The following is a 14403-nucleotide window of genomic DNA, read 5'->3' on the forward strand; positions in this document are numbered from 1 at the left end:
CGCGCTATCCGCTCAAACTCGGTCCGCGAGCGCTCAATGTGTCTGACGTACCCGTTCTATCGCCCGCGCCAATCCATGCTCAAACCCCGTCCGCGGGCGCTCAATGTGCTGGCTTATCCGCTCTATCACCCGCGCTATCCGCTCAATCCTGGTCCGCAAGCGATCTATGTGTCGACGTACCCGCTCTATCACCCCCGCAATCCGCTCAAAACCCGCCTACACCCGCTCTATGCATCCCCCCACACACCCACCCTAATATCCACCAAAACACACAAAAAAAGCCACCCCCAAAAAAGGGCAGCCTAACCATCACAACTTCGTCTTCTCATCCATCTCCATATCGCGCTTCAACTTCGGCCGATCCCACATCGCCGTTTGGAATTGCTCGAGCAACGCATCGCCTTCCAAACCTTCAGCCAACAATTCTTCAAGCAAATATTCCGGATACTTCGAACGGACACGCTTCAGACGTCCCTTCATTAGCACGGAAATGCGGTCACCAATCTGACGCCAGTTTTCAACCGCCACATCGAACGAAGCGGGCTCGTTGCCAGGATACGAAATGACGACGCGGACGGTCAACAACGTCTCCTCGGCTTTCCACTTTTCCATAATATCCTTATACTTGGCATCAATGAACAGCTCAAGCACCCACAAACGGTGACTGTTCTCCTGGTTGATGATAATGCCGTCAAACAGCGGAAACGCAAGCACGCCACTCTCCTGAAGCACTTCCACCGAAATCATCTTAAACGTCTTCAATCCCATCACCTCGGTACAATTTTCCCAAGTATAGCATAAAAATCTTAAAATACTCGAGTATTCAAAAATGCCGTTTACCTCGTCACGTGGAAATCGCATGATACCGCGAATGTCCAAAAATCCCTTCGAATAAAAATTGAAAAACTACACCGATAATGGCGTCAAAATTCAATTTTGCCTCTTTGCCATACTGACCCTATGTGGATTACGATAAGGGCAGCACAAAGAGAGGAGGAACAAACTCGTGAACCAAGTGGCTTTAGTAGGGCGCATCACCAAAGACCTCGTATTAAAAGAACACTCGTCAGGACGTGTCAATACCACGTTCGCCCTCGCTGTCAATCGTAGCTTCAAAAACGCAAACGGGGAAATAGCAACCGACTTCGTGCCGTGCTCCGTTTGGGGACGATCCGCCGAAAACCTAGTCCGTCACTGCGGCAAAGGATCGCTCGTAGGCGTCAGTGGAAGCATTCAGACCCGGAACTACGAAAGGGAAGACCGTTCGAAAGTGTATATCATGGAAGTCATGTGCAGCGATATCCGCTTTCTTTCGAAGTCATCCAAACCTCAACAGGCAGAAATGAAAACGCATTCATCTACTGAGCCCGAACGTTTTGAAGAAGCGAAATCAACCGAAACCGCACTACCTATTTTTTAACACTATCCAACTTGGAAAGGAGAGGGGACAAAGGCATATCCGCCGTCGCACATCCGTTGCTGATCAATTCCTAGAAAGAGATGGATGACACACAATTGAAGAGAAATGAAAAAAGAGAAAATCACACGACACTACAAGCATATTCGCCAACTAGCATGACTCGGCTGAAGCAAGAGCGGGTGGGGACTCGATCCTCTGTGATGCCGGGAGTACATTCAGCATAGGAACTGAATCAATTTTACGCCAACTCATCCGTCGCCCGTCTTTGTCGGAGACCACTTCCACTTGGCGGGCTGACGGAATACATACCCGCTCATAGAAAGGATGAAGCCCACATGCACAGCACACCTACAGTCGCGCAGAAACAAGATATTCAACGCCTCGAAGACCAGATTGGCCAGCTGATCCGCATTATTGCCAACCTGAACGAGCGCATCAATTACCTGGAAACGATCAAAACGAATCCATTCCTCATTCCCTCCGATATAAAATGAATGCAAAAAGACCTGCATCCTATTTCGATACAGGTCCTAGTGATTACTATGTCAATTAAACGTCAGCAAATCCTCGAGCTCTCGATCATTGAGCTCCGTCAACCACTGACTCGAATGAATCAAATCAGCTGACAACGCTGCTTTCTCGACGAGCATCTCGTCAATTTTTTCCTCGATCGTCCCAACGGTTACAAATTTATGCACATGTACGAATTTGGTCTGCCCGATACGGTACGCACGATCCGTTGCCTGGTTCTCCACAGCCGGATTCCACCAACGGTCTGCGTGCAATACGTGATTCGCCTGTGTCAGATTCAAGCCGGTGCCCCCAGCTTTTAATGACAAGATGAAAATCGGGAATTCCCCGTTTTGGAACGCCTCGACCAATGCGTCACGTTGTCCTTTCGGCATACTGCCCGTCAAGAACGGCACATCAATTCCGTGTAGCTCGGACAAACACTGACGGATCATTTGCCCCATGCCGATATACTGCGTGAAGATCAAGCATTGCTCACCGTTCGCCGCAATCTCCGCTGCCATCGAAACGATTCGCGCCATTTTATTGGATCGGTTCGTCAATTCGGCAGCAGGGGCTGGCGGTTCTTTTAAGAATAAAGCCGGGTGGTTACATAATTGTTTCAAACGGCTGAGCATTTTCAAGATTAAGCCTTTGCGCTCAAATCCTGTCAGAGTCTCGAGTTTGAATTTCGTCTCCGAAACAAAACTTTCATACAATGCCGCTTGCTCAGGAGTTAGCGGTACATATTCATTTTGCTCGAGCTTCTCAGGCAAGTTCAGGCGCAACTCTGGATCATTCTTCGTCCGGCGCATCATGAACGGCTGAATTCGAGCACGCAATTTCCGCTTCTCCGCTTCAAGATCATCACGCTCAATCGGCACGATGAACTCTTCGCTGAATTTACGGAAACTGCCGAGATACCCTTTATGAATGAAATCAAAAATGGCCCATAACTCCGACAAACGATTCTCGATCGGCGTACCCGTCAATGCGATATGATGCCCACCGCGCAACTTCCGTATTGCTCGTGACTGCTTCGTCTGCAAGTTCTTAATATTTTGCGCTTCGTCAATAGTTACATTTGCAAACTCGTACATCGACAGCATCTCGCCGTCTTGCGTGGCGGTACCATACGTCGTCAAAATAATATGCGTTTGACGCTTGCTCATAATATCCGCAAACTGCTCTTCGCGCGCACGATTCGTCCCGTAGTGTACATGTACGTTCAAAGAAGGCGCGAAACGCTCGAGCTCCTTTTGCCAGTTCCCCATGACACTTGTCGGACAAATGATTAGCGAAGGGGAGTCGGTTTCCGGTAAATTATGCACATACAACAAATACGTAATGAGCTGTACAGTTTTACCAAGTCCCATATCATCCGCCAGCACAGCACCGAATTTATTGTCACGCATGAAATGAAGCCACTCGAAACCTTCTTGCTGATACGGACGCAACTCGGCATGCAACGTCTCAGGTACCGCAACCGCCGGTAAACCTTTCTTGTCGTGCAACATATTCATCACTTTACGCAAAGACTGTTGCATCGAAAACGCAACTAACGGATCGTCTTCTTCCTCTTCATCATAGACCGGCGCAATCTCTTCCGGCACTTCATTGAACAGCAAATCCTTCACTGTCCATTCGCCATCATCGACTTGCTCCATCAACTCACGAATACGTTTGAGCCATGCGGGATCCAAATGGAACCACTCATCGCCCGCGCGAATGTACTCGCGGTTTTCATCGACCATCTTCTGGAACTGATTCTTATCGATCTTTTCTCCAGCGAGTGAAAACTGCCAATCAAACGACAACACTTGATCGAGACTCGCTGACGAACGATACGACTGCATACCCGCAGACGTCCGAATCTTCAACTTCGTCTCTGTCACGGTTTTTAACCAAGCCGGCAGTATAACCGGATAATCAAATGCCTGACATAGTGGCAAATCTTCCTGAATGAAAATCCGCACTTGCGCATCATTTAACGGCACATGCATGAACTGTCGCGGCTCATACCATTCGACGGAACGGAAAATCCCGACCATTTCGGATTGACGCTCTTCAATCTCTTCCGCGTACGGCTTGCGTTTTGCAGGTAAAGCATTTTCAATCGAGCCCGCTATTTTACCGATCGCTGGCGACCACTGCGCACCGCGATCACTAATTAGAATCGTCTCAAGCAACCAATCGGTCCCGTCGATCTCGGGCTCCGTCAAACGAAGTGCTACGCGGAATGGTAACTTCGACTTTTCGGTATTCGGCCATCCATACTGCTGAAAATGCGGCAACAAAGCAGGGAAGTCTGCCATCGAGACACCGAGCGTCGCCAACTGTCCGCGCATCGCAAGCGAGATATACCGCCCCGCCTGCTGAGATAAATGGGTTTGATCGAGATCAAACGACAGTCCAGACTCATTCGCTTCAACATACGAAAACAACGCAGGATCATTCCATAACGTCGCTGCTTCGCGAATGGCTGTCAGGATTTGTTGGTCGTTAGTAGTCGCACCTGCGTATTGCACATACGGATGACTACCAGACGAGAACAAACGCAACAACATATCGATCGATATATCGAGCCAATTATCACGTTGCTCTACCAACATGCCGTACATCGTAGGTTCATCCGAATAAAATAAATACGACACCAGCATATCCGCATCGATCTTGCGCGTTTCACCTGCGACATTTGCGGACACGATGAAGATGCCGTCTTGTCCTTCTTGTAACGTTAACTCTAATGAAAGTTGTAAGATGTTCGAATCGGTCATAAAAGTAGATTTCCTTTCTCCATCTCTTCCATCAGTGCACGCAGACGTGGAAATTGCTGGCGGACTGTATGGACATAACGGTTCCAAAATTCATCGCGGCCATCGCGCTTCGCAGCAGCCTTCATTTGCTTCCATAAACGCACTGCACGGCGATAGCTATCTCGATTTTTCTCTTTGACTAATTTCAATGCTTCGGCATGCATGAGAGGGAACACCGCTTGCGAATCTTCGGCAAGTGCTGTTTTCATCGCCGAGCTATCGATCATATCGACTGACCCGCGCGTTAAATGCATAAGCGCAGCCCATTCAGCATAACGATTACGTTCGAATAAAAACTTGCCATATGCACGACTTGCTTCCGGTCCATACGATTGGAACAGTTGATCGCGCTGATCTTCTGGCACATCGGATAGCGCCAGCAACTCGTCGATATCCTCGGCAAACGCGGAACGGTTACGCGTCGCAAGCTGCTGATAATGCTCGGCTAAATGAGGAAGCAATTGCAGCATAATCGACTGCACAATATCAAAATCCTCATCTTCCTTCGCATAGAGCGCAAATGCCAACCACTGAGGAACAGCAGTAGCATCTAAAGTATTCAGTTCCTCATCGAGCTCGTCAAACCGTCCCGACGTCAAATAGAGAAACGCACGGAATAATGGCGCGTCTGCTGCCGTTTCTTTTTGCAGACGTTCAATCTCCTGCGTCAATTCAGCTTCATCGGAATACAGCTCAGTATAGACGAGACGGAACGCTTCAAAACGCTTCGAGAATAAACCATCCTCGTCCAGTGCGAATGAATGGATCAAATCTTTGAGCTTCGTATGAAAGGCGTCCGTCTCAAATAGACGCGATTTTGAACTCAGCTGTTTGATGCCTGCTTTCATTTCGGACATTTGCTCATTGAGCCAGATCGTCAGCTGCCATTTGCCGTAATGATAGGAATCATTCGCCGATAGTTCACTTTTAAGGAATGGCCATGCCGCCCGCAATAATGTTAGTTGATAGTACAGCGAAAAGAGCGGCTTCCATTCCCATTCAAAAGGAGAAAGCCGCGTTTTCTGGTGTTCAATTTTGGAAGCGTAATGCAAGAATCCAGTCGGTCCGTCACTCGCATTCAACTCGCCAAGGGGCTTCACTAATTCGGATAATGCGTTCAACCAAGCTTCCGGCGTCCGTTCATTGATCGACAATTGTGTCTGCACAGTTCCTGACTGGCGCCATGTATTCAGCCAATCCGATAATGAATGAAACTGCGAGTACAAATGAAAGACGACCGAGATCTGATGCGCGCACCAGTCTCCGTCGGCACATGTACAGTACGGCTCCATCGACATGAAAGAAAGACGTGCGAATTCGGATTCTGTACCCGAAATGTTTGCCATCAAGGATTGCTCGGTTTCCGTGTAGCGATACGCACCGATTGCGTTCATACGTACAAGTGAAGCAGCCTTGCGTATAATTTCCGCCTGTGCAGGGACAGACGGCTGAAATGTATGTTTAATATGATTCATGAATTCTTCAATTTGTGATTCGTGCATATTTGCGATTCGTTCAATAGTGATGGCCACCGAATCCACTCCTTACTTAAGCATTCCTCCTATTATACCGTTTTTATCGGTCCTTTACCACAACTTGAGGAGCATAAAAACAATCAGATCTTATTTATCTGTTTGGTTTTCGAACAACTGCATGAAGTTCAACATGCCTGATAGCAACAACTGGCGGTTTTCGTAGTCCAATGAATTAGCCCGTAAAATAAATTCTTTCAACAGTGGCTCGTTTTCAATTAGCGATCCGTACTGTGTAAGAAACCCTTTTTCATACGTGGCGCTACTGTCGAGCGTCTGATTCGAAAAAGGACGTACCGTCTTTAACGGTTTGTCCAGAATCATCGCAAGTAATACATCATCCGGTATGTTATAGATTTTCTTAATGATCGGCACCAAATAAATTGGGAAAGCTCGTTCACTCGATTCATATCTAGACATCGTCGCACCATCGACTCCAAGATCTTCGGCCATTTGTTTTTGTGAAATATGTAAATACTCATCGCGGTATTCTCGTAATTGTGTTCCGAAACTCATTTTCATCACCCGTTTTTCTCGCCATCGTATAAGAAAAGAATCCGGTATTTCGGTAAATTGTCATTTAAACAATACGAATTGACGAATCGGCAATTCCGATGTTTTTCTACAATAATGTGAGAAGATTGTGATAAAAAATAGAAAGTAGGCGAAAATGATAGAAAAAGTGCAATTGATTTTACATTTTCCTCAATTGCGGCACCGTTTACAAAAGCCAGAACTTATGATCACAAATGCACCACATTTCTTCGATTCTCTCGAACAGCATTCCGAAAAATCTGTCCATGATCCAATTGGGGAAGTTTCATATTTGTATAACGTCACGCGTGACGAGATGATCTTTGAGCAAGTCATCATTTCATACGCGGACTGTCAAATGATCTTTTCTTACGTGAAAACGAATGTCGATGCGAGTAAACAATTACTGGAACAATTGAAAGAGGGAAACATCGAGTATCGGCCGGTGTCCAAAACTTTTCTCGTAGAGGCGTGATGAATAACCCGAAAGACGGCTGGATTTGCCGCTATGACCGATTTCTGAAAAATTCTCTTGGTATATTAGATGGTTTCCGACTCATATCATGCACAAAATCCTCTTTAATGTGATATATTAATAATAATCGGAAAATTCAAATTACTGAAGAGGAGGGGGAAGAAATGCTAGTCATACAGCGAATCAAGCCATTTTTCACCAGGAAGGAAGAATTCAACTTACGCCTTGTATTCGCTTATCAATATTTCTCGATTAAGCGAAATGATGAGGTGTTCCAATTCATCCCCGCAGAAGGGAAGGAAATCGTTGTGAATACGAAAAGTTTGCAGATTGAGAACTTAGGAGAAGTATTCGTCTTTCAGCGAGGAAGCAGGTTTATACGAATCCCACTTTATCAATTGTTGCTAGTTTCCGATTTGCATTTGCATTTGTCGACTATACTCGAAGGAGCGATGGGATTGGAAGGCCATCTACAGGAAGAGTACATGCGTGAAGCGGACGGTTTAGTGGAGAAGTTGGAGCAAGATAATTGGGAACGAATGGTAGACTATGCGCTAGAAACCAAAAACCAACTCTTGTTCAAGGAGTTGATGGAAGGACTGCGAATGATTTGATCATCACACTAAAACGTTAAAAACACCTCAATTGGAAGCACATCTATGTGCGTCAACGTTGAGGTGTTTTTATGTGCTTTGTAATATACGTTTTCTCATAGTGTAAAGAAATGGAGCGCCACTACGAATAATCCCGACCCGGCCACGCCTAGTGCAAAGTCTTGCCATGTAAACTCAATCGTCTTGTCCAAGTTCATCGCTCATCACTCCTTTATGTAATTAGAGCCATCTGACCCTATTACTTCCTATTGTAACCTATTTCGATGGATTAGAAACATTCAGATAATTAAATGAATCTAATGGACTAAGGATTTTTAATCGGTTTAAGGATGACAGGGTGTTGGGGTGGGAATTTGCGCTCTAGGCGGACGCGTTCTGGAGGGCCCGCGGTGAGCCAACTAGTCGCTGTGCTCCTTTAGTTGTCTCACCTGTCGAGCTGATCCTCCCAGAGTCGCCGCCTGCCGCGCCAATCCCTGCAGGGCGAGTGGGTGACAGTTATTGTAGTCATTGAAGTTAGGTTTTTAATTGATTTGAATTGATTTGAACATGAAATATATTCAGTGACAATACCAGTTCAAACACTATCGTCAGTGAGTGTTTCTGCATCCATCCACCATAAAAAGTAGGATTGGAGCGGAAGATGGGGGCGACTCTGGGAGGATCAGCGGGACAGGTGAAACACACGGCGAGCAGCGCGAGGGGTGTGGTTCACCGCCCGCCCTCCAGAAAGCGTCCCCCAGCTGGAGCGGAAATCCCATGAGTAATGTTACTTCACTCAGCATCTTTAATCGTTTAAAACTCCAACACTACTACCAAATTCTGCAACAAAACAAGACATTCGTTGCAAATTCGTCATTTTTTGATAAAGTAAGAGAGATAGAAACTGATATAATCAGTCGAATAAGTTGGAGGCAAAGGAGAAGTACATATGTATTCTACTTACGGTTACTGGCGTTCACTAGTTTATCCTGACCGACTTGCCGTTGAAATTGGGCAAGGAACCGTCACTGGGTTCAAACGCCGTGTGTTTAGCGTATTCATTTTGGGCATCATCCTGTTCGTCCTCCGCGATATGTGGGGCATGAATACCGGGACGATGACGTATATCTTGGCGAACGGTTCGCTCGATGATTTCACCATCGGCCGCATCACTGCATTGGTCGGCGCCATACTCTGGGCCATCATCTACATGTCGTTCCATTTCTGGGGCGTCGCATGGATTTTAAGCATGTTGACGAAAATTCCATTTAAGCCCTTGCTGAAGCTACAGCTAGTGGTCACGGGATTATTACTAATCGAAAAACTCATCAATTTCCTGATCTTCGCGGTTGCTGGAAAAACAGCAGCGGTTTCGATTCTTTCATTCGGACCACTCGCGGTAACATTCTTGGATAATTGGTATCTCATTCTGTTTGTCAATCAATTGACGATTTTCTCTGCATTGATCGTGGCGGTTCAGTATCGCTTCATCAGCTTCTCGAAAGTGGAAACGTCACTTGTCGGTGAAGAAGTTATAGAGCATAAAGGTATCCGCAAGCATGCATTGTGGATGTTAATCGCATTGCAAGTGGTTTTTGCATTGATCACTGCGGCAGTTGGCTTTGCTCCTATCGAAAAAATGTTGAACTTGTTAATGATTGGAGGACTATAAGATGAAAGCACAAAATATCATCGTGACGGTCCTCGTTACAGCGTTTCTAGCTTTGAACATGTTTTTGGTGTTCGATGAAAAAAGTGTCATCCCAAAAGCGCAGTACGTCGGTGAGTACGAACGGTTGTCTGCGGATGATTACAAGAAAGAGCTCGACAAAGAAGGATTCATTTCACCGAAAGATTTGCATACTATCTACCTTAAAGACGATCAGACAATTGATTCGTGGCTCGTTCAAGAAGGGGAGACAGTGGACTTCGGAACTGAGCTCGCTTCATTGAAAGTGGATCATATTGATTCGCAACGCAATGAATTAGAATCGGAACTATCCGCGTTGCAAAATCAGTCGTCATCGATTTCACAAACTATCAGTAATTTGGAATATGAACAGTCCTCAGTGGGCGGTTCGAAAAACAATAGTGATTATTATGACACGAACGACGAGAAAAAAGTACGCGTGAATTTGAATGTAGGCATCGAAGTTAGAGAAGACGGAACGTTTGCGCAAGCGATTGCGGAAGCAGAACGAGATCTCGCTGAAGTGCAACGGAAAACGGAAATCGTCGAATCGCAGCTCGCAGAATTACCGAATGAATCTGCCTTGACGAGTCCAGTAAGCGGCTATGTCGTAGCGATCAAACGCGATAGCGAGTCACCATCTATCGATATTTACAGCACCGACCAGACGATCGTCACATATGTACTCGACAATGAATGGCCAAACGTGGAAACGGGCGCGCCGGTAACGATCCAGCATGACTCGATCCACACACCGTTCACACCGAAAGTCGATCCGAATCAACAACCAGAAGAACCAGTAGAGCCTGAAGAAACGGAAGACGGGATCAGCAGTGAAAAAGGCAAATCAGTCGCGTCTCTATCTGCTGACGGTGTACCACCGAGTACCATGCCTTACGACGATCCGAAAACGGAAATCGACGGAACGGATGCACAACCGCCAGCTGTGAATCCGAAAGCTGGATCAAATCCTCCTGAAGAAAACTTCGACGGCACTTCCGGTAACCCGGATGGTTCGCTCGACAAACCGGAAACACCGGTATCTTCACCGGACAACAATAACAACTCAGGCACGCGAGATACACCGAACACGGAGACACCGCCATCTACAGACACTCCAAACTCGGATGGGACGACAAATCCCGATGCAACACCTGAAGCTACACCGAATCCGGATGATGCAACAACAAATCCGGACGGAACGATCACGAATCCTGATGGAACGATCACAAATCCAGAAGTAAAGGATTCACCTGAAGGTAAGCCTGCATTAACGAATAAACAAAAGAAACTCGCTGAAGTACAAGAGCGTATTACTCCGGACTATCCAAATGACATCTCCACAATTAATGGAGTCGTCGTATCGGTATCCAAAGTGCCAGCGAAAGACGACGAGTGGTTAGAAGCGTATAAAGCCCTAGGCAATACACAAAAAGACAATCCACTTGCCTATTACGAAGTACGCATTGCGCCGTACGACGAGCAAATGGATTTGCCATTCGGCACAAACGTCAACACGTTCATTCAAACGAACGAAGCAAATCAAGCAGTCAGCATCAAAACAAACTGGCTGACAGATAAATACCAAAACAATGCGAAAATATGGACGCTAGACAACAATGGACGAGCAGTCCAAAACATGGTCGAAGCACCATTCACTACACTCGATCGAACAGTCCTCACAACGGGCGTCGAACCAGGCGTGATCGCACTACACAACGAAGATCTGGACAGCAGCCTCGAGCACCAATCCGTCTTCCACCCACTTCCACTTTACCTACCGGAATGGGAACAATGGAAAACAACGCCTTGGCAACACTACGTCCGGTATTTGATTAAACGATAAAAAACTGCCCGTAATTGGGCAGTTTTTTTCGTTTTTTTGTGGGGGGGTTCTGCAGGGGTGTTTCTGCTGGTCGCTCTATATAGCTTGTTATCCGCTCTATTTATGTTGTTGAACGCTCTATGAAACCTTTTAAGCGCTCTATCATCTCGTGTAATCGCTCTATGAATGCGCTCGAGCGCTCTATCAAGCCAATAAACCGCTCATTGGAGTAGTACATCATGAAATTAGGCAAGGCGAAGCCGCGCCGCTCATACTTTCTGTTTAAGTGCTCTATCAGCCTAGCTAACCGCTCAATATTCATGCCCAAGCGCTCTATCCATCCGCTTATCCGCTCTATCACGACCAATAATCGCTCTATCAAGCCAATCAACCGCTCAATGAAGTATTACATCATGAAATCAGGCAAGGCGAAGCCGCGCCGCTCATACTTTCTGTTTAAGTGCTCTATCAGCCTGGCTAACCGCTCAATATTCATGCTTAAGCGCTCTATCCGACCATCTATCCGCTCTATCCCGACCAATAATCGCTCTATCAAGCCAATCAACCGCTCATTGGAGTAGTACATCATGAAATCAGGCAAGGCAAAGCCGCGCCGCTCATACATTCTGTTTAAGTGCTCTATTAGCTAGGCTAACCGCTCGATATTCATGCTTAAGCGCTCTATCCGACCATCTATCCGCTCTATCGCGACCAATAATCGCTCTATCAAGCCAATCAATCGCTCATTGGAGTATTACATCATAGAAATCAGGCAAGGCAAAGCCGCGCCGCTCATACTTTCTGTTTAAACGCTCTATCAGCCTGGCTAACCGCTCAATATTCTTGCCCAAGCGCTCTATCCATCTGACTTATCCGCTCTATCACGACCGACAAGCGCTCTATCAAGCCATCTATCCGCTCAATCGCATGCAACCACCCACAACCCCAACATGACTAAAGACATATTTTCAAACAAAATACCAACATATATCATTCTCCAACCCCATAAAATTGAATTCTCCCCAACAAATCCACTTCAAAATTGAATTTCACCCCCCAAAAATCACTCAAAATCGAATTTCTCCTAATACTTCCCAATTCGTGACGACCTTGATACAATAAATATACGCTCTAACAATCCAAATAGAGGGAGGTGAAACAACATACTCTATAAAACTCGCACGATCCCCAAACTGATCATCGGCCAACAGGCGCTTCTAAAACGCTTACCAGTTAATCATGACAAATACGAAAAAATCCGCACTGATTTCTACAACGGCAAAGCGGGCTTCGGAGGGGAGAGGGAATTCGACTACCAATTAAGAGACTTCATCCCGCCGTATCCGCACGCCATCCTCCACGACGTTTTCCTGAAACACGAACATGCCTATTTCCAAATTGATTCCATTTTAATTACCCCGAGCACCATTGTCTTGTTCGAAATCAAAAATATTGCAGGCAAATTACACATCAAGCAAAGTCCGACCCAATTCATTCGCGAATCAGTCAACGGGGAACGCACCGTCTTGAGAAGTCCAATCGAAGAAATGGAACGCAAAAAACACTATTTCACCAGCTGGCTGCAAGCGCGTAACATCGACATCCCTCTCGTCGACTACATCGTTTTCGCCTACCAAAACGAACTCACCATCGAAAACACATCGTCCCACCGGCTCGTATTTTCATATGAAATTCCCAACCGTCTGAGAAATTTGGAAATGAAGAGTGAACTATTGAGCGCAAATCAAATCAAGAGATTGGCGAATGAACTCCTAAACACACACCGCCACTATGATCCATTTCCGCTAATCGAAAAGTACGCACTTTCCATAAAAGACTTGGCAACCGGCGTCACGTGCCCGCATTGCGAACAATTGATGATGATGTGGCGGACCAGAAGTTGGCAGTGCCGGGCGTGCGGCCATATCGATCGCCATGCCCATCATGCTACGCTGGCGGAATGGTACTGCATCGGTGGCGCGCAACTCACCAATCGGCAATTCCGCCACTTCACCAACATCCACTCTCGCCACATAGCGAAACGAATGCTGGCCAACCCCTTCACCGAAATGTCCGGCAAAAAGCGCAACGCGATCTACCAACTCTCTCCGAAACTCCTCAACACAAAAAATCTACATTTGTAAAAGCAACCAAACCAGCGCATAAGCTTTTCATGCGCTGGTTTCTTAATGAAATCAAATAACGTATTCGCTCATAAGGAGATCTGCGCTACCCAAAACCTCCGCGCGCTCAATGTTTCTCCTTAACCGATCAATCGCCACGCCCAACCGCTCTATCCACCCCGTTCAGCGCTCTAACTGCCCCAATAACCGCTCAATCCAGCCAATGCCCCGCTCTATGTAGACCAATATCCGCTCATACCCACGGCTGGACTGCCCATAAGGAGTTCCGAGCTATCCAAAACTCCCGCGCGCTCAATGTTTCCCGCTATCCGCTCAATCCCCACGCGTAACCGCTCTATCCACCTCGTTCAGCGCTCTATCAGTCCCAATAACCGCTCAATCCAGCCAATGCCCCGCTCTATGTAGGCCAATATCCGCTCAATCCCACGGTCTAACCGCCCATAAGGAGTTCCGAGCTATCCCAAACTTCCACGCGCTCAATATTTCCCGCTATCCGCTCAATCCTCACGCGCAACCGCTCTATCCACCTCGTTCAGCGCTCTATCAGCCCCAATAACCGATCAATCAAGCCAGTGTTCCGCTCTATGTAGACCAATATCCGCTCAATCCCCACGGCCGGACCGCCCATAAGGAGTTCCGAGCTATCCCAAACTACCACGCGCTCAATGTTTCCCGCTATCCGCTCAATCCCCACGCGAAACCGCTCTATCCACCCCGTTCAGCGCTCTAACTGCCCCAATAACTGCTCAATCTAGCCAATGCCCCGCTCTATGTAGACCAATATCCGCTCAATCCCCCCGGCCCAACAGCTCACCCCCAATCCACCCCCAACCCCCAAAAAACAAAGTCATCCAACAAATTTCA

At 46.9% G+C, this 14403-nt stretch carries 12 protein-coding genes; 8 read left to right on the forward strand and 4 right to left on the reverse strand.

Going from position 1 to position 14403, the window contains the following annotated elements:
* Nucleotides 1–309 precede the first annotated feature (309 nt).
* Nucleotides 310–762 carry a YwpF family protein gene (locus SporoP8_RS12080; protein ID WP_085132727.1) on the reverse strand — a complete coding sequence of 151 codons (453 nt, stop codon included), beginning with the start codon at nucleotides 760–762 and terminating at the stop codon, nucleotides 310–312.
* A 244-nt stretch (nucleotides 763–1006) separates the two neighbouring features.
* Between SporoP8_RS12080 and SporoP8_RS12085 the strand changes: the two genes are divergently transcribed.
* Both SporoP8_RS12085 and SporoP8_RS16560 read left to right on the forward strand, forming a co-directional pair.
* Nucleotides 1007–1420 (forward strand): single-stranded DNA-binding protein, encoded by a 414-nt coding sequence (locus SporoP8_RS12085; RefSeq protein ID WP_085132728.1) that lies wholly within the window; start codon nucleotides 1007–1009, stop codon nucleotides 1418–1420.
* 335 nt (nucleotides 1421–1755) lie between these two features.
* The gene (locus SporoP8_RS16560; protein ID WP_157111257.1) at nucleotides 1756–1914 is read left to right on the forward strand and encodes a hypothetical protein; all 159 of its coding nucleotides are present in this window, start codon (nucleotides 1756–1758) and stop codon (nucleotides 1912–1914) included.
* A 51-nt stretch (nucleotides 1915–1965) separates the two neighbouring features.
* Here SporoP8_RS16560 and SporoP8_RS12095 read toward each other — a convergent pair whose 3' ends face one another.
* The 3 genes from SporoP8_RS12095 to SporoP8_RS12105 form a co-directional block, all read right to left on the reverse strand.
* Nucleotides 1966–4707, reverse strand: a complete 2742-nt coding sequence (locus tag SporoP8_RS12095) for a DEAD/DEAH box helicase (RefSeq protein ID WP_085132730.1) — start codon at nucleotides 4705–4707, stop codon at nucleotides 1966–1968.
* Nucleotides 4704–6278, reverse strand: a complete 1575-nt coding sequence (locus SporoP8_RS12100; RefSeq protein ID WP_085132731.1) for a hypothetical protein — start codon at nucleotides 6276–6278, stop codon at nucleotides 4704–4706. The genes SporoP8_RS12095 and SporoP8_RS12100 overlap by 4 nt, the downstream gene beginning before the upstream one ends.
* 90 nt (nucleotides 6279–6368) lie before the next feature.
* A complete protein-coding gene (locus SporoP8_RS12105; protein ID WP_085132732.1) occupies nucleotides 6369–6794 on the reverse strand; it encodes a helix-turn-helix transcriptional regulator in 426 nt (141 codons plus the stop codon).
* Nucleotides 6795–6948: 154 nt separating this feature from the next.
* Here SporoP8_RS12105 and SporoP8_RS12110 point away from each other — a divergent pair, with 154 nt between their 5' ends.
* From SporoP8_RS12110 to SporoP8_RS12130, 6 genes are all read left to right on the forward strand, one after another.
* The gene (locus SporoP8_RS12110; protein WP_085132733.1) at nucleotides 6949–7287 is read left to right on the forward strand and encodes a hypothetical protein; all 339 of its coding nucleotides are present in this window, start codon (nucleotides 6949–6951) and stop codon (nucleotides 7285–7287) included.
* Nucleotides 7288–7451: 164 nt separating this feature from the next.
* Entirely contained in the window at nucleotides 7452–7901 is a 450-nt protein-coding gene (locus tag SporoP8_RS12115) for a transcriptional regulator (protein ID WP_085132734.1), read from the forward strand.
* A gap of 928 nt (nucleotides 7902–8829) precedes the next feature.
* Nucleotides 8830–9552 carry a hypothetical protein gene (locus SporoP8_RS12120; RefSeq protein ID WP_085132735.1) on the forward strand — a complete coding sequence of 241 codons (723 nt, stop codon included), beginning with the start codon at nucleotides 8830–8832 and terminating at the stop codon, nucleotides 9550–9552.
* A 1-nt stretch (nucleotide 9553) separates the two neighbouring features.
* Nucleotides 9554–11416 carry a hypothetical protein gene (locus SporoP8_RS12125; RefSeq protein WP_085132736.1) on the forward strand — a complete coding sequence of 621 codons (1863 nt, stop codon included), beginning with the start codon at nucleotides 9554–9556 and terminating at the stop codon, nucleotides 11414–11416.
* 218 nt (nucleotides 11417–11634) lie between these two features.
* Nucleotides 11635–11976: a hypothetical protein gene (locus SporoP8_RS16565; protein WP_157111258.1), complete on the forward strand. Its 342-nt coding sequence runs from the start codon at nucleotides 11635–11637 to the stop codon at nucleotides 11974–11976.
* A gap of 750 nt (nucleotides 11977–12726) precedes the next feature.
* Complete coding sequence (locus SporoP8_RS12130) at nucleotides 12727–13539, forward strand: nuclease-related domain-containing protein (protein ID WP_232319258.1); 813 nt, start codon at nucleotides 12727–12729, stop codon at nucleotides 13537–13539.
* The last annotated feature ends 864 nt before the right edge of the window (nucleotides 13540–14403 follow it).

This window comes from Sporosarcina ureae (assembly GCF_002101375.1).
GTDB lineage: Bacteria > Bacillota > Bacilli > Bacillales_A > Planococcaceae > Sporosarcina > Sporosarcina ureae_B.